Source organism: Streptomyces sp. NBC_01255, from assembly GCF_036226445.1.
Classification (GTDB): Bacteria; Actinomycetota; Actinomycetes; order Streptomycetales; family Streptomycetaceae; genus Streptomyces.
In genome coordinates, this window is sequence record NZ_CP108474.1 from 5782010 (window position 1) to 5798659 (window position 16650).

Annotated in this window: 9 protein-coding genes; 8 read left to right on the top strand and 1 reads right to left on the bottom strand. The window is 71.8% G+C overall.

Going from position 1 to position 16650, the window contains the following annotated elements:
- The first annotated feature begins 381 nt into the window (after nucleotides 1–381).
- Nucleotides 382–3993 (top strand): bifunctional glycosyltransferase/CDP-glycerol:glycerophosphate glycerophosphotransferase, encoded by a 3612-nt coding sequence (locus OG357_RS26185; RefSeq protein WP_329623479.1) that lies wholly within the window; start codon nucleotides 382–384, stop codon nucleotides 3991–3993.
- Nucleotides 3994–4107: 114 nt separating this feature from the next.
- Here the strand turns inward: OG357_RS26185 and OG357_RS26190 are convergent, their stop codons facing one another.
- Nucleotides 4108–6078, bottom strand: a complete 1971-nt coding sequence (locus OG357_RS26190) for a glycosyltransferase (RefSeq protein ID WP_329623480.1) — start codon at nucleotides 6076–6078, stop codon at nucleotides 4108–4110.
- A gap of 212 nt (nucleotides 6079–6290) precedes the next feature.
- On the opposite strand from OG357_RS26190, the gene OG357_RS26195 reads away from it, so the two are divergent.
- From OG357_RS26195 to OG357_RS26225, 7 genes are all read left to right on the top strand, one after another.
- Complete coding sequence (locus tag OG357_RS26195; RefSeq protein ID WP_329623481.1) at nucleotides 6291–7427, top strand: hypothetical protein; 1137 nt, start codon at nucleotides 6291–6293, stop codon at nucleotides 7425–7427.
- 123 nt (nucleotides 7428–7550) lie between these two features.
- On the top strand, nucleotides 7551–8342 hold the full coding sequence (locus OG357_RS26200; protein WP_329623482.1) for a TIGR03936 family radical SAM-associated protein: 792 nt from the start codon (nucleotides 7551–7553) through the stop codon (nucleotides 8340–8342).
- Nucleotides 8343–8576: 234 nt separating this feature from the next.
- Nucleotides 8577–12428: an Rne/Rng family ribonuclease gene (locus OG357_RS26205; RefSeq protein WP_329623483.1), complete on the top strand. Its 3852-nt coding sequence runs from the start codon at nucleotides 8577–8579 to the stop codon at nucleotides 12426–12428.
- A 242-nt stretch (nucleotides 12429–12670) separates the two neighbouring features.
- Entirely contained in the window at nucleotides 12671–12991 is a 321-nt protein-coding gene (rplU, locus tag OG357_RS26210) for a 50S ribosomal protein L21 (RefSeq protein WP_056558958.1), read from the top strand.
- Between the two features lie 13 nt (nucleotides 12992–13004).
- On the top strand, nucleotides 13005–13259 hold the full coding sequence (gene rpmA, locus OG357_RS26215) for a 50S ribosomal protein L27 (protein ID WP_024756701.1): 255 nt from the start codon (nucleotides 13005–13007) through the stop codon (nucleotides 13257–13259).
- Between the two features lie 129 nt (nucleotides 13260–13388).
- A complete protein-coding gene (obgE, locus tag OG357_RS26220; RefSeq protein WP_329623484.1) occupies nucleotides 13389–14828 on the top strand; it encodes a GTPase ObgE in 1440 nt (479 codons plus the stop codon).
- A 117-nt stretch (nucleotides 14829–14945) separates the two neighbouring features.
- Nucleotides 14946–16583 (top strand): glycosyltransferase family 2 protein, encoded by a 1638-nt coding sequence (locus OG357_RS26225; protein WP_329623485.1) that lies wholly within the window; start codon nucleotides 14946–14948, stop codon nucleotides 16581–16583.
- The last annotated feature ends 67 nt before the right edge of the window (nucleotides 16584–16650 follow it).

Consider the following 16650-nt stretch of genomic DNA (forward strand, 5'->3'; position numbering starts at 1 on the left):
GCAGATGGACCGGTGAGGAATGTCCCGACCGACCCTGGTGGTCCCCATACGCAACGCGTGCTCCCGCATACCGGGGCGCGCGGAAACGGTCCTGCGTTCTTCTGTGTCTCTGGTCACGGCTCCCCGCGTCACGGTGCGGCAGGTCCGCTTCCTTTCGGGGCGGTCCGGAGGGCGGCAGCTAAGCTGCGGACCGGGTACCGGGACAAGTACTGCAGTTCGACGGCGGGCGTGCGGCCCAGCACGTCGCCCGGCGGATCCTCCCCGGAGGGTGGAGACACCCCCCGCCGATCCGCCGGAAATCCCCAAGCACGCCACCCCGTCACCCCCTCAGGCGCTCGAGCTCGTCGAGCGGGTCTGAACCAGAAAGGAACGCAGAACTCCATGGCACCCCGGCTCAGCGTCATCGTCCCGATCTACAACGTGGCGGAGTACCTTCCCGCCTGCCTCAACTCGTTGGCCGTGCAGACCTTCCAGGAGCTGGAAGTTCTCATGATCGACGACGGGTCCACCGACGACTCCAACGCCATAGCGGCGGAGTTCGCGGACAAGGACGCCCGGTTCCGGCTGATCCGCAAGGAGAACGCCGGCCTGGGTGCGGCCCGTAACACGGGACTGGACAGCCTGGCGCCGGAGAGCGAGTTCGTGACGTTCGTCGACAGCGACGACATGATCCCGCCGGACGCCTTCCGGCTGATGATCAGCAGTCTGGACGAGACCGGCTCCTCCTTCGCCACGGGCAACGTGGAGCACATCAACTCCACCCGCGTGTGGCAGTCGCCGATGCACCGGTTCCTTTCCCGGGGCGCCGTGAAGCGCACGCACGTCCGGAAGAACCGGAACCTCCTGACGGACCGCCTCGCCTGCAACAAGCTCTTCCGGCGTGACTTCTGGGAGCAGCACGGCCTGCGCTTCCCCGAGGGCGTGCTGTACGAGGACACCCCGGTCATCGTGCCGGCCCAGTTCCTCGCCGAGTCCGTCGACATCATCAGCGACGCCACGTACTACTGGCGTCTGCGCGACGGCGAGGCGAACCCCTCGATCACCCAGCGCCGTAACGAGCCCAAGGCCGCCCGGGACCGGGCCACCGGCTGCGAGCACGTCAGCCGGTTCTTCGCCGAGCAGAACGACCCCGCCGCCGACGCGCTGAAGCTCGCGTACGACAAGACCGTCCTCACCGGCGACCTGCGCATCTTCCTCAACGTGATGCCCGACGGCGACGAGGAGTACCGCGCAGAGTTCATGCGCGTGGCGAACAAGTTCCTCGACCAGATCGACGTCAAGCTGATCAACACGCTGCCCACGGCGCTGCGCGTCAAGTGGCTGCTGGTCCGCAAGCACGCCGCGAACGAGCTGGTCGACTTCATCGAGGCGGAGCGGCTCGGCGAGCCGGTCGGGCTCGACGGCGTTGTCCGCAAGTACGCCCGGTACTCCGCGCTGGAAGCCCGCGGCGACCTGGTGCCCAAGAAGCTCCTGCGCGTCGACAAGGACCTCCAGCTGCGCTCCCCGCTGGACGACCTGACGTGGGAGAACGGCAAGCTGAAGCTGTCCGGCCACGCCTGGATCGACCGCGTCGACCAGACGGGCAAGCGCAGCGTCGTCAAGCTCCTCCAGCTGAAGAAGGACGGCACCCAGCGCCGCGTCCTCGTCCCGCTGGGCAACATCTTCGCCCCCGAGGCCACCACCGCCTCCGGGCACAAGGGCCGCGGCCACAGCTTCGACTGGGCCGGCTGGGAGACGACCATCGACCCGGCCCGGTTCCGCAAGGGCGGCAAGTGGCAGGAGGGCCTCTGGCACGTGGGCATGCGCGTCATGTCCGGCGGCCTCGTGCGCTCCCGCTCCGTGCACTCGTACGGCACGGACCGCCTGACCTACCCGCCCTACCAGTGGCTCGACGACGACTTCCGGATCGTCCCGGAGATCCGGCGCGCGGCGCTCAAGCTGCGCATCGAGAAGGTGCCGGTCGTCGTCACCGGCTTCAAGCCCGAGGGCGACGAGATCGTCGTCGACGGCGTGTTCCGTGAGACCTTCGCCATGGGCACCGAGATCATCCTCCGCGTCGCCAACCAGAACAGCGGCGAGGTGCTCACCTACCCGGCGGAGGTCCTCGACGTCACCGGCGGGCACACGCGGCTGCGCCTCCGCGTGCCCCTGGGCGACATAGCCCTGCTGCCGGAGCACCAGGACAGCGCCGAGGCCGCCTCCGGCGGTGGCGCCGACGCCGCGAAGACGATGCGCCGCAACTGGAGCACCCAGATACGCGTCACGGAGCCCGGCCAGAAGCAGCGCTCCGTCAAGGTCGTCGTCAAGGACGGCGTCCCGGACCTCCAGGTCCGCCTGCCCGCCGAGTTCGGCGGCGAGGAAGCCATGCAGAACGAGGTGGCGGTTCTCTCCGGAGCCAACGGCTACCTGAAGTTCTCCGGCCGCCCGCTGCGCGCCAGGATCACCGGCATCGCCTTCGCCGACGGGACGTTCCTCGTCCGCGGCGCCGCACCCGTGGAGCTGTCGGACCACCGCCTCGTCATCAGCGCCAAGGGCCGCTTCGACGAGCGCACGGTCCCGCTGAACGTCCTGCCGGACGGCACCTTCGAGGCCTCCTTCCGCCCCTCCACGATGACGGGCACCAACAGCCGGCTGCCGCTCAAGGCCGGCCGCTGGGTGCTCCGCCTGGAGACCCCCGACGAGGAGCAGTCCCTGCCGCTCGTCGTGGACCGGCTCGCCGTGTCGCAGTTCCCGCTGGAGGGCTCGCACAACGGCCGCGACTACCGGATGGAGGTGCACTGGCAGGACCACCCCCAGCTCAACTGCCTGCCCGACCTCACGGACATGGAGCGGGGCGCCAACCGCCAGTACCAGCTGCGTCACGAGGTCTACGAGCGCGGCCGCGAGCTGCCGCTGCGCGACGAGGTCCTGTACATCAGCTACAACGGCAAGCAGTTCTCGGACAGCCCCCGCGCGGTCCACGAGGAACTGCTCCGCCGCGGCTCGGACCTGAAGCACCGGTGGCTGGTCCGCGACGGCCAGGTCGAGCTCCCCGACACGCTCGAGCCGGTCCGCTTCCAGGGCACCGACTGGTACGACGCCCTGGCGCGCTCGCGCTACATCATCACCAACGCCCACCTCCCGCACTGGATCAAGCGGCGGCCGGGACAGGTGATCGTGCAGGCCTGGCACGGCACCATGCTGAAGAAGATCGGCCTGGACATCGAGGCGCCCAAGTTCGACCCGAACTACCACGAGCGCCTGGTCCAGGAAGCGGCGAGCTGGAACATCCTCGTCTCGTCCAACCGCTTCAGCACGCCCATCCTGAAGAGGGCCATGGGCTACAACGGCCTGATCGCCGAGACGGGCTACCCGCGCAACGACTACCTGTACGCCGAGGACCGCGACGAGCGGGCCAAGGAGGTCAAGGCGCGCCTCGGGCTCCCCGAGGGCAAGACGGTCGTGCTGTACGCGCCGACCTGGCGCGACGACCTGTCCCACGCCCGCGGCCAGTTCAAGTTCGACCTCCGCGTCGACCTCGAAGACGCCCGCCGCCGCCTCGGGGACGACCACGTCTTCCTCATCCGGCGCCACTCCAACATCGTGGACAGCATCCCGGGCGCCGGTAACGGCTTCGTCTTCGACGTCTCCGAGTACCCGGACATCGCGGACCTCTACCTGGCCGCCGACATCATGATCACGGACTACTCCTCGGTCATGTTCGACTACGCGCACCTGCGTCGTCCGATGCTGTTCTTCACGTACGACCTGGAGCACTACCGCGACCGGCTCCGCGGCTTCTACTTCGACTTCGAGGAGGACGCACCGGGCCCGCTGGTCGAGACCTCGGACGACCTGCTCACGGCCATCCGGGAGATCGACGAGGTGAAGGTCGCGTACCAGGAGAAGTACGACGAGTTCCACCACCAGTTCTGCGACCTCGACGACGGTCACGCGGCCGAGCGTCTCGCCGACCTGATGTTCAAGACGGCCGAGGACGGCGCGCCGCTGTAGGCGGTGCCCCCGGGCGTACGGAAGAGCCCCGGCCCGCAGGTCTCCCTGCGGGCCGGGGCTCCGTCGTGCGCGGGCCGGGACCGGCAGGGCCCGTCAGGCCCCACCGCTCGCCGGTCACTTCTTGTCGATGATCTTCAGTGAGAGCTGGCCGTTGCTGGAGAAGTACGGGCGCAGCTCGTGGTTGACCGGGGCGCCGGGGACGGAGGCCAGACGGTTGCGCCAGACGCTCTTCGACTTGGTGTCCGCGGCGGCCGCGACCGGGGCGCCGGAGCTCTTCACCACCGGGTACGGGTAGGTGAAGACGTCCATCGGGGTGAGCACGTCGGTGGCCAGCTTGCAGACGCGGATCCGGGCGGAGTTCTTGTCCGGCAGCAGCCAGAGGTCCCAGACGTCCTCGGCGCCGGCCTGGTGGAGGCGGGCCGCGGCGGCGTTGTCCAGGGTGGCCGTGAAGCGTCCGTCGGCGCCGGCCTTCACCGGGAAGGTGAAGTTCTTGTCGGCCTCCTTGCGGTGGACGGCCTCGATCACGCTGCTCTTGCCGGGCTCGACGCCCCAGGCCGCGGCGTCGATGACGATCGAGGTGGCGCCGGCGTGCAGGGCCGCGACCTCGACGTGCTGGGCGCGCACCCGGCTCTGCACCCGCAGGGTGCCGTCCGTGTGGGCGTACGGCAGCAGCACGGACAGGGCGGGGCCCTCGGTGCGGGGCAGCTTCAGCGACAGCATGTGGAGGGTGTCGCAGCCGGCCGACCGCAGCGGCAGGTCGAAGCCGGCGGCGCGGACCGCCAGCTCCCAGTCGCCCTCGACGAGCTTGCCGACCGCGGGGACCAGTGCCTCGTCGCCGACGAAGGGGACGACGACCTCGTCGGCCTTCTTGCGGATGTCCTTGCAGACCAACTCGGCGCCGCTGTCGGCGGACAGCCCGTCGACCAGCACCCGGACGTCGCCCTGCGGGTTGACCACGGCGGCGGCCGTGCGGGGGATGCCCCGGCGGGCCCGCATGGTCTCCACGAGCCGCTCGAAGCGGGCGACGGTCTCGGCCTCCTGGAAGCGGACCACGTTCGTCACCGCGGCGGCCGCCATCTTCCGGCGCAGGTCCTCGTCGGAGATCAGCTTCTCGATGTGCTCGGCGAGCGCCACCTTGTCGCCGAGCGGCACGACGTAGCCGTCCTCGCCCTGCGTGATGATGTTGCGCGGGCCGTGCGGGGCGTCGTAGCAGACCGCCGGCAGGCCGGCCGCCATCGCCTCGACGGTGACGTTGCCGAAGGCCTCCAGGTGGGAGGGGAGGACGAACACGGACGCCTTGGCGAACTCCGGGGTGACCGGGGTGGCCGGGCCCATCAGGAAGATCTGGTTGTTGCTGTCCGTGTCGTTGATCTTCTTGCGCAGGTTGGCGCGCTCGGGGCCGGAGCCGTAGATCCGCAGGCTCCAGTCCGGGTGGCGCGGCGCCACGGTGGAGAAGGCCTCGATGAGGTCGCCGAAGCCCTTGTGGGTCTTGAGCAGACCGGCGGTGACCACGATCTTGTTGTCACCGGTGGACATCTGGCCCTCGTGGGCCGGGATGCAGTTGGGCATCGGGGAGAGCAGGTGGCTCACCGCGGGCACGACCCCGGCGATGGTCCGGCACTCGTCCGGCGTCGGCGCGGTGATCGCGTCCATCTTCGGGTACGCGTCCTTGAAGAGGGCGTCCCGGATGTGCGGGCCGTACCGCGCGGGCCGCGAGTGCTCCATCGCGACCTTCAGGAAGTCGCCGTCCGCATAGGCCAGCATGATCGTGATCTTGGGGTTGTTGCTGACCACGATGTCGGCGTCGGTCGTGGCCAGGTACTCCATCAGCCGCTTCTCGGCGAGACGGCTGACCCACGGCTTCTTGTCCGTCGGCTCGTTCGGGTAGATGTGCGGGAAGACCTCGATCATCGGGTCGTCACCGTCATACGTGTGCGAGTGCTTCCGCATGTCGGTGAGGGCGAGGGTCTTCACCCGCGGGTCGAGCGGGAAGTACGCCTGGTCGAGGTTGCGACGGAGGGAGACCAGCTCGACCTCGTGGTGGTCCGCCAGCGCCTTGGCCAGGTTGTGGATGGCACTGACCACGCCGCCGATATGACAGCGGTCGACCAGAAGGAAGGATATTTTCATACCGAGCCTCAACGTGTCCTGGGGTAGGTGGGGGGATGCGCAAGGTGTGTGTGGGGGGACGGGCGTAGGGACCTAGGCTAATGGGCCACTCCTGGAGGCGGTGCCGAACAGTCCGGATCCGGCGGCCGGGGATGAACCGTGAACGGACCTTTCGCGTCTCCCGTCACATGTACCCGGAGAAAGCGGCCCCCCGGCCGGAACCCGAAGGCTGTCTGACGGCGGCCATCAGGATTCCCGTACGGATCGTCGTGCTTGTCGTCGTCGTCCCCGTCCGCCTCGTATGGGACGCGCTCGTCCTGTGCGGCGGTTTCCTGGGCCGGGTACTGCTGCGCCCGCTGGGCCGCGCGTACGACTGGTTCCACACGCACGTGCTCGCCCCCGTGGGCCGTGCCGTCGCCCGGATGGCCGAGGCCGTCGCCACGGCGACGTGGTGGCTGTGCAAAGCGGTCTTCTACTGGCCCTGGCTGGGCCTGTGGCGCTACGTCGTCGTGCCGCTCGCCGTCCACCTGATCGCCCGTCCGCTGGCCTGGCTGTACCGGGCCGTCCTCACGCCGCTCGGGCACGGCCTGGCCCGCGCGTCGGCCTGGGTGTACGCACGGCTGCTCGCGCCCCTCGGGCGCGGTACCGGGCTGGTGCTGTGGGCGGTGCTCGTCTGGCCGTGGACGGCCCTGTGGCGGTACGTGGCCGTGCCGCTCGCCTCGGGGACGTACCGCTACGTCCTCACCCCGCTCGGCCATGCCCTCACCTGGCTCGGCCGCGGTCTCGCCTGGGTCGGCAGGGGCCTCGCCGCCGGCCTGATGTGGCTCGGGAAGATCCTCGTCGTCCTCCCCGCCGTCTTCCTCTACCGCTGGGTGCTCACCCCCGTCGGACGTGTCCTCGCGCTGATCGGCCGCGAGATCGCCGACGCCCTCGTGGTCGCCTGGCGCGTGGCCGGGTACATCTCGCTCGCGGTCGGCCGCGCCCTGAAGTGGCTCGCGTGGAACCTGGTCGGCCTGCCCGTGAGCTGGTTCTACCGGAACGTGTGCACCCCGGTCGGCCACGTCGTGCGCGACGCCGTGTGGCGCCCCGCCAGGAAGGCCGCCGTGGAGACCGGCCGGGCCGTCCGCGGGGCTCTCGCCTCGGCGCGCGAGACCGTGCGCCGGGCGCGCCGCGACGCGTGGCACGCGCTGGTCGGCGGGGAGCGGCAGCCGGAGCCTGTGAACGCCATACGGGGTCAGGCGCGTAACCTGGGAGGTGCTGCACCACAACAGACCGTTCCCGGCGTGGTGGCCGAGCCCGAGATCTCCCTGCACAAGCGGGGGTGAGCCGGCCGGCCCCGAGGGAACCCCCGTACACCCGAGGGCGGCGCGTCACCCGCGCCCGCCCCGCACCGAGGAGAAGAACCACTGGGCAAGCGACAGCCCGAAGGCCCGCCGCCCGCACCGGCGGTGCAGCGCATCCGACTGCGCTACACCAAGCGCGGCCGCCTCCGGTTCACCAGCCATCGTGACTTCCAGCGCGCCTTCGAGCGTGCGCTGCGCCGCGCCGAGGTGCCCATGGCGTACTCGGCGGGGTTCACCCCGCACCCCAAGGTGTCGTACGCCAACGCCGCCCCGACCGGTACGGGCTCCGAGGCCGAGTACCTGGAGATCGCGCTCACCCAGACGCGCGACCCCGAGATGCTGCGGGCCCTGCTCGACGAGTCCCTTCCCACGGGCCTCGACATCACCGACGCCGTCGAGGCCCGGACCTCGGGTCTCGCCGACCGCCTCACCGCCTCCGTGTGGGAGCTGCGGCTCGAAGGCGTCACCGTCGAGGACGCACAGAAGGCCGCCGACGCGTTTCTCGCGGCCGAGACCGTGGAAGTACAGCGCAAGACCAAGAACGGCATCCGCACCTTCGACGCCCGCTCCGCGGTCACCGAGCTGACGGTTTCCTCCGCCCAGGGCGATCCCCAGGGTGAGAGGACGCCGGACAGCGCCTGTGCGATACTGCGGCTGGTTGTTCGGCACGTGACACCTGCCGTACGACCCGACGACGTCCTGTCCGGTCTCCGAGCTGTGGCCGACCTGGCGCCGCCGGTCCCCGCTGCGGTGACCAGGCTGGCGCAGGGGCTCTTCGACGAGGAGTCCGGCACGGTGACCGACCCGCTCGCGCCCGACCGCGAGGCAGTCACGGCCGCTTCATCCACGGCCGCCGCGACCGCCTCAGCGACGGCGCCGGGTGCGGGTACCGCGTAGGGAGCGGTCGTTGTAGCGCCGCCCTGGTACTCGGGAGCCACCTGGGTCGGGCAGCGCACAGACCAGGAGACTTTCGCCAGGCCGTACGCACAGGGCGTACGGAACCGGCGAGCCAGACATCAGCTCCCGTGCGGCGCCCGCGCCCCGGACGGCGGCACCGCGCCACAGGCGTGATCGTGCCGCCGGACCGGAACCAGGCGCGGCGCCCGGGAGCGTGACGGGAGAACCGCCCGCATGCTCGAGTCCAACGAAGACACCAATGCCCCCGGTGACAAGCTGCCGCCGCGCCGTCGGCGCCGCGCCGCTTCCCGCCCCGCCGGTCCGCCGGTGACGGCGGGCACCGAGGCCGCCGAGACCACGGCTACCGCCGAGACCCCGGCCGTGGAGGCCGCGCCGGTCGAGGCCGAGGCCGCCCCCGCGCCGCGCACCCGCCGCCGCGCCACCCGCAAGGCCACCGCACCGGCCGTGGAGACGGTCGAGGTCGGCGCCCCCCTCGCGGAGACCGCCGCGGTCGAGACCGCGCCGGTCGCCGAGACCGCCGCCGCTCCGGCCGACGAGGCCGCTCCGGCGCGTCCGGCGCGCCGTCGTGCCACCCGCAAGGCCACCGCGCCCGTGACGTCCACGGCCGCTGTCGAGGAGCCCGCGGTCGAGGCCGCGCCGGTCGCCGAGGCCGCCGCCGCCCCGGTCGTCGAGGCCGCCGAGGCCGCGCCGCGTACCCGCCGTCGTGCCACCCGCAAGGCCACCGCGCCCGTGACGTCCACGGCCGCTGTCGAGGAGCCCGCGGTCGAGGCCGCGCCGGTCGCCGAGGCCGCCGCCGCCCCGGCCGACGAGGCCGCCGCGCCCGCCCCGCGTACCCGCCGTCGCGCCACCCGCCGGGTCACCTCGCCCGAGGCGACCCCCGAGGCGGCTCCCGAGCCCGCCGCCACCGGCGAGTCGCTGCCGCAGGCCGCCGTCGCGCAGATCGCCGCCGACGAGGCCGAGGTCGCCGCCGCCGAGACCGCCGCCACCCGGGGTCGCGGCCGCCGCCGCGCCACCTCGCCGCAGTTCACCTCCGAGCCCGTCACGAAGCCGGAGACGTCCCGCGCCCGCCGCGCCGAGCGTCCCGCCGTCGCCGTCTTCCAGGCCCCGGTCTTCTCCGAGCCGATGTTCCAGACCCCGGAGACGGCCGCCATGGCAGCCGCCGAGGTCGTGGAGCCGGAGGAGCTGGAGGAGGACGAGCTCGACGAGACTGTCGAGGCCGTCGAGGCCGAGGCCGTCGAGACGGCCGGCCCCATCGAGATCCCGGAGGCCACGGAGCGGGCCGAGGCCGGCTCCCGCCGTCGCCGTCGCCGCCGCGGCGAGCCCGTCGCCGTCGAGCCCGTCCCCGCCACCGTCGCCGACGAGCCCGAGGTCGAGGCCGCCGCCGACGAGCTCGACGAGACCGAGGAGTCCGAGGAGACGGACGAGTACGGGGACCGCCCGTCCCGCCGCCGCCGCCGTGGCGGCCGTCGCCGTCGCCGCGGTGAGCTCACCGAGGTCGAGGAGTCCGAGGAGTCCGACGAGCTCCGCGCCGAGGACGACACCGAGGCCGAGGAGGGCGAGGAGGAGCAGGACGACGCCGAGGCGTACGCCGGCGGCTCCAGCAGCTCCCGCCGCCGTCGCCGCCGTCGCCGTCGCAGCGGGGACGCCTCCGCCGACGCCGAGGGCACCGACGAGGAAGGCGTCCGTACGGTCGTCAAGGTCCGCGAGCCCCGCCCGGCCCGCGAGAAGGCCGAGGCCGGCACGAGCGTCGACGAGGTCCAGTCCATCAAGGGCTCGACCCGCCTGGAGGCCAAGAAGCAGCGGCGCCGCGAGGGCCGCGAGCAGGGCCGCCGCCGCGTCCCGATCATCACCGAGGCCGAGTTCCTGGCCCGCCGTGAGGCCGTCGAGCGCGTCATGGTCGTCCGCCAGAGCGGCGAGCGCACCCAGATCGGCGTCCTGGAAGACAACGTGCTCGTGGAGCACTACGTCAACAAGGAGCAGGCCACCTCGTACGTCGGCAACGTCTACCTGGGCAAGGTCCAGAACGTCCTGCCGTCGATGGAGGCCGCGTTCGTCGACATCGGCAAGGGCCGCAACGCCGTCCTGTACGCCGGTGAGGTCAACTTCGAGGCGCTCGGCATGGGCCACGGCCCGCGCCGCATCGAGACCGCCCTCAAGTCCGGCCAGTCGGTCCTCGTGCAGGTCACGAAGGACCCGATCGGCCACAAGGGCGCCCGTCTGACCAGCCAGGTCTCCCTGCCCGGCCGCTACCTCGTGTACGTGCCCGAGGGCTCGATGACCGGCATCAGCCGCAAGCTCCCGGACACCGAGCGCGCCCGCCTGAAGACCATCCTCAAGAAGATCGTCCCCGAGGACGCGGGCGTCATCGTGCGCACCGCCGCCGAGGGCGCGAGCGAGGACGAGCTGCGCCGCGACGTCGAGCGACTGCAGGCGCAGTGGGAGGACATCCAGAAGAAGGCGCAGCAGATCTCGACGAGCGCGCCGAGCCTGCTGTACGGCGAGCCGGACATGACCGTCCGGGTCGTCCGCGACATCTTCAACGAGGACTTCTCCAAGGTCATCGTCAGCGGCGACGAGGCGTGGGACACCATCCACGGCTACGTCTCGCACGTCGCCCCGGACCTGGCCGACCGCCTGTCCAAGTGGACGAGCGAGGTCGACGTCTTCGCGACGTACCGGATCGACGAGCAGCTCATGAAGGCGCTGGACCGCAAGGTCTGGCTGCCGTCCGGCGGCTCGCTGGTGATCGACAAGACCGAGGCGATGATCGTCGTCGACGTCAACACCGGCAAGTTCACCGGCCAGGGCGGCAACCTCGAAGAGACCGTGACGAGGAACAACCTCGAAGCGGCCGAGGAGATCGTGCGCCAGCTGCGCCTGCGCGACCTCGGCGGCATCGTCGTCATCGACTTCATCGACATGGTCCTGGAGTCCAACCGCGACCTGGTGCTGCGCCGTCTCCTGGAGTGCCTGGGCCGTGACCGGACCAAGCACCAGGTGGCGGAGGTCACCTCGCTCGGCCTGGTCCAGATGACCCGCAAGCGGGTCGGCCAGGGCCTCCTGGAGTCCTTCTCCGAGACCTGCGTCCACTGCAACGGCCGCGGTGTCATCGTCCACATGGAGCAGCCGGCGGTTTCCGGCGGCGGTGGCGGCAAGCGGGCGAAGAAGCGCCGCGGTGGCGCCGAGCACGTCCACGAGCACGAGCACGAGCACGAGGCCGTCGAGTCCGGTGCCGAGGCCGAGCTGGAGGCCGAGTCCGAGGCCGAGGTCGCGGCGGAGCTGGCCGCGCCGGTGGCGCTGCCCGAGCCCATCGCCCCGGACGAGGAGCTGTACGGCAGCATCGCCGAGGCCGAGGCCGCCGCCACGCGCGGTCGTGGCCGCCGCCGCGCCACCCGCAGGGTGTCCGCGCCGGTCGCCCCGGCCCCGGTCGTGGAGACCGAGAGCTACGTGGTGGAGCCGGAGCCGGTCGTCGCGCCGGCCCCCGTCGCCGAGCCCGTTGTCGAGCCGGTCGTCGAGCCGGTGGCCGAGGAGACCGCGGCCCCGGCCCCGCGCGGCCGCCGTCGTGCCACGCGCCGGGCGACGTCCCCGGTCGTGTCGACCACGGAGGCCGCCGAGGCCGCCGTCGTCGAGCCGGTGGCCGTGTCGGTCGCCGAGGAGGCCCCCGTGGCCGCCCCGGAGCCGGAGCCCGTCGTGGAGACCGCGCCCGAGCCCGCCGTCGAGGAGGCCCCCGTGGCCGCCCCGCCGCGTGCCCGTCGCCGGGTCGTCCGCAAGGCCACCGCTCCCGCCGGTTCGCCCGCGGGCGCCGAGGAGGCCGCCGTCCTGGTGGTCGCCACGGCCCCGGCCGAGTCCGAGGCCGCCACGGCGGACGGGGAGGCCGAGCCCGAGGCCGCGCCGGTCAAGAAGACGGCCGCGCGCAAGACCGCGAAGAAGGCCACCACCACGGCCAAGAAGGCCGCCACCAAGAAGACGGCGGCGACCAAGAAGACCGCGGCGAAGAAGACCACCGCCAAGAAGGCCCCGGCCAAGAAGGCGGCGGAGAAGACCACGACTCCGGCCCAGGACTGATCCACCGGGTGCGGGCCGTCCCCTGAGGGCGGCCCGCGCGCGGTCGGGCGAATTTGACCCCTTGTGGCAGCCGCCCGTAACCTAGACCGTCGGCGTGTCTGACTGGATACGTCGCGCCTCTGAGCACCTCCCTCCCGCTCGCCGGGAGAGGCCGCTCGTCCGATTCCGGAACGCCGCGGGCCCTCGGGCCCGTGTGAGTGGCTGGCTTCAGAGGTTTCATCCCGAGTGAGAGAGAGATCCGCGTGTACGCCATCGTGCGCAGCGGTGGTCGCCAGCACAAGGTTGCTGTCGGCGACATCGTTGAGGTTGACAAGATTCCCACTGCCAAGGTTGGCGACACGGTCGAGCTCTCGACCCTGCTCGTTGTCGACGGCGACGCCGTGACCAGCGACCCGTGGGTCCTGGCCGGGATCAAGGTTCAGGCCGAGATCGTGGACCACCACAAGGGCGCCAAGATCGACATCCTGCGGTACAAGAACAAGACCGGCTACCGCCGTCGCCAGGGTCACCGCCAGCAGTACACGGCGATCAAGGTCACCGGTATCCCCGCGGCTGCGAAGTAAGAGGGACTGAGACATGGCACACAAGAAGGGCGCATCGTCCACCCGGAACGGGCGCGATTCCAACGCTCAGCGGCTCGGCGTGAAGCGCTTCGGCGGTCAGGTCGTTTCCGCTGGTGAGATCCTCGTCCGCCAGCGCGGCACCCACTTCCACCCCGGCGCGGGCGTCGGCCGTGGCGGCGACGACACGCTGTTCGCCCTGCTGCCCGGCTCGGTGCAGTTCGGCACCCACCGTGGCCGCAAGGTCGTGAACATCGTTCCGGTCGCCTGATCGGATCTTTGCGGAGGCGGACCTCACTTCCCGTACGGGAAGCGGGTCCGCCTTTCGCGTGTTACTAGATAGACATTCCGTACTCCCCCACCCTTCGGCCGGGGGTACCCCCAAACTGGAGGCACAACCATGACCACCTTCGTGGACCGCGTCGAGCTGCATGTCGCCGCGGGTAACGGAGGCCACGGCTGCGCCTCCGTTCACCGGGAGAAGTTCAAGCCGCTCGGCGGACCCGACGGCGGCAACGGTGGCCGCGGCGGCGACGTGACCCTGGTCGTCGACCAGTCGGTCACCACGCTGCTCGAGTACCACCACTCGCCGCACCGCAAGGCCACCAACGGCCAGCCCGGCGCCGGTGACAACCGCTCCGGCAAGGAGGGCCAGGACCTCGTCCTGACCGTGCCCGACGGCACCGTCGTCCTCGACAAGCAGGGCAACGTCCTCGCCGACCTCGTCGGCGAAGGCACCACCTTCGTCGCGGGCCAGGGCGGCCGCGGCGGCCTCGGCAACGCCGCGCTGGCCTCCGCCCGCCGCAAGGCCCCCGGCTTCGCCCTCCTCGGCGAGCCCGGCGAGTCGCGGGACATCGTCCTGGAGCTCAAGACCGTCGCCGACGTGGCCCTCGTCGGCTACCCGAGCGCGGGCAAGTCCTCGCTCATCTCCGTTCTCTCGGCCGCCAAGCCGAAGATCGCCGACTACCCCTTCACGACGCTCGTCCCGAACCTGGGTGTGGTCACCGCCGGCTCGACCGTCTACACGATCGCCGACGTGCCGGGTCTGATCCCGGGCGCCAGCCAGGGCCGCGGCCTGGGCCTGGAGTTCCTGCGTCACGTGGAGCGCTGCTCGGTCCTCGTGCACGTCCTGGACACGGCGACGCTGGAGTCCGACCGCGACCCGGTCTCCGACCTCGACATCATCGAGGAGGAGCTCCGGCAGTACGGCGGTCTTGAGGACCGGCCCCGCATCGTCGTCCTCAACAAGATCGACATCCCGGACGGCCAGGACCTCGCGGACATGATCCGCCCGGACCTGGAGGCCCGCGGCTACCAGGTGTACGAGGCCTCCGCCGTGGCCCGTACGGGTCTCAAGGAGCTCTCCTTCGCCCTCGCCGGCATCGTCGCGGAAGCGCGCGCTGCCAAGCCGAAGGAAGAGGCGACCCGGATCGTCATCACCCCGAAGGCCGTCGACGACGCGGGCTTCACCGTCACGTACGACGAGGCCGAGGACGTGTACCGGGTACGCGGCGACAAGCCCGAGCGCTGGGTCCGCCAGACCGACTTCAACAACGACGAGGCCGTCGGCTACCTGGCCGACCGCCTCAACCGCCTCGGCGTCGAGGACAAGCTGATGAAGGCGGGCGCCCGCGCCGGCGACGGCGTCGCGATCGGCACCGAGGACAACGCGGTCGTCTTCGACTGGGAGCCGACGATGATGGCGGGCGCCGAGATGCTCGGCCGCCGTGGCGAGGACCACCGTCTGGAGGCCCCGCGTCCGGCGGCGCAGCGCCGCCGCGACCGGGACGCGCAGCGGGACGACGCGCAGCGCGAGTACGACGAGTTCGACCCCTTCTAGGACGAACTCGACCCCTTCCCAGGGGCCGTCGCGAGAAGAGGGCCGCCGATGCGTTCGGCGGCCCTCTCTTTTGCCTTCCGTGCTTACGGTCCGTGTGCGCACCGCTACGATGCCCGGATGATCGAGCCCCCCAGGCCACTCGTCACGGCACGGGTCAGTGTCGTCGTCATCGCGTACAACGACGCCGAGCACGTAGGCGAGGCGATCCGTTCCGCCCTGGCCCAGGGCGATGCCGTCGGCGAGGTCGTCGTCGTCGACGACGCCTCCCGGGACGCGACGCCTGACGTGATCGCCGGGTTCGCCGGCGAACCCCGGGTGCGGCCCCTGCTCCGCGAGGTCAACAGCGGCGGCTGCGGCACCCCCCGTAACGACGGCATCGCCGCCGCCGCCCACCCGTACGTCCTGTTCCTCGACAGCGACGACGTGCTGATCGCCGGTGCCGTCGACGCACTCCTCGCCGTCGCGGAGCAGGAGCGCGCGGACGTCGTCACGGGCCTCTGCGTGCGGCGCGAGCTCCCCGAGGGCCGCGAGACCGTCTGGGCGGCCTCGCTGTACGACGTCTCCCGGGGCGCCACCCTCCCCGGCACCGTCCTCGACGGCGTCGAAGGACACCCCGAACTGGTCCTCGACACCCTCTCCGTCAACAAGCTCTACCGCCGTGACTTCCTGAACGACCATGCGATCCGCTTCCCCGAAGGCGCCTTCCACTACGAGGACTTCGTCTTCGGCGCCCGCGTCCAGGCCGCCGCCCCCCGGCTCGCCGTCACCGACGTGCCCCTGTACGTCTGGCACGTGCGGCGCCGGGCCTCGAACCTGTCGATCTCGCTGCGCCAGGCCTCCCTGGCGAACTGGGAGCACCGGGTCGCCGCGCACCGCGCCGTCGTCGAGGTGTTCCGCAAGGCCGGGCATCCCGCGCTCGCCGTCGCCGCGCAGACGAAGTTCCTCGACTACGACCTCCCCATGTACCTCCGCGAACTGCCGCGGCGGACCGCCGCCTACCGCGCCGACTGGTGGACGCTCACCCGTGACCACCTCGCCGGCTTCGACGACGCCGCGGTCGCCGCCGCCCCGGCGCCGAACCGCTGGCTCTACGCCGGGATCACGGCCCTCGCCGCCGTACCCGAAGGGCGCGAACTCACCCGGTTCGCCGAGCTCGCCGCCGGCCGCCCGCGGCTCGTCCCGCCGTACCGCCGCGCCGAGGACGGCGGCCCGGTGCTGGCCGCCGCCCCGGCCGACGTACCGCTGGACGGTCTCGCCGAGCTGCCCCCGGCCCGGCTGCCGGTCGCCGTGGACGGTGCCTTCTCCGTCGGCGGGGCCACCCGCGTGACCCTCACCGTGCACGAGCTGTACGGGCGGGTCGGCACCCTGCGCCCCGTCTCCGTCCGGGTCGGGTTCACCGAACGCGTATCGGCCGCGACGCTCTCCGCCGAGGCCCCGCTGCTCCCCGCCGACGAGGGCTGGACCGCCACCCTCCGCGTCCCCACCGCGAAGCTGCTCCGCGCCGGCCGGCTCGCCTCCTGGTCGCTCCGCGCCGAGCTGCGGTACGCGGACGGCTCGACCGGCTGCGCCGAGGTCCGGGCCCCGGAGGGGTTCGCCGGCCGGCGCGGCGTGGTCCTCGGCCGGTTCGGCCGCGTCCTCCTCGTCCAGGTCGTGGCCTCGGCGAGGCGCGGCCTGACCCTCCGGCTCACGGGCGGCGCGGCGGGGGCCCGCCAGGTGGTATCCGGACGGATCAGGAGACTCCTGGCGAAGCGGTGAACACCACCCGATGAGAGGGAGACTGGTTTCGGAACAATTTCCCGCCGGTTCGTGACTTGACGGTCGG

Coding starts and splice junctions, on each gene's coding strand:
- OG357_RS26195 (WP_329623481.1), top strand. CDS start 6,291: ATGTACCCGGAGAAAGCGGCCCCCCGGCCGGAACCCGAAGGCTGTCTG.
- OG357_RS26225 (WP_329623485.1), top strand. CDS start 14,946: ATGATCGAGCCCCCCAGGCCACTCGTCACGGCACGGGTCAGTGTCGTC.
- rpmA (WP_024756701.1), top strand. CDS start 13,005: ATGGCACACAAGAAGGGCGCATCGTCCACCCGGAACGGGCGCGATTCC.
- OG357_RS26205 (WP_329623483.1), top strand. CDS start 8,577: ATGCTCGAGTCCAACGAAGACACCAATGCCCCCGGTGACAAGCTGCCG.
- OG357_RS26185 (WP_329623479.1), top strand. CDS start 382: ATGGCACCCCGGCTCAGCGTCATCGTCCCGATCTACAACGTGGCGGAG.
- obgE (WP_329623484.1), top strand. CDS start 13,389: ATGACCACCTTCGTGGACCGCGTCGAGCTGCATGTCGCCGCGGGTAAC.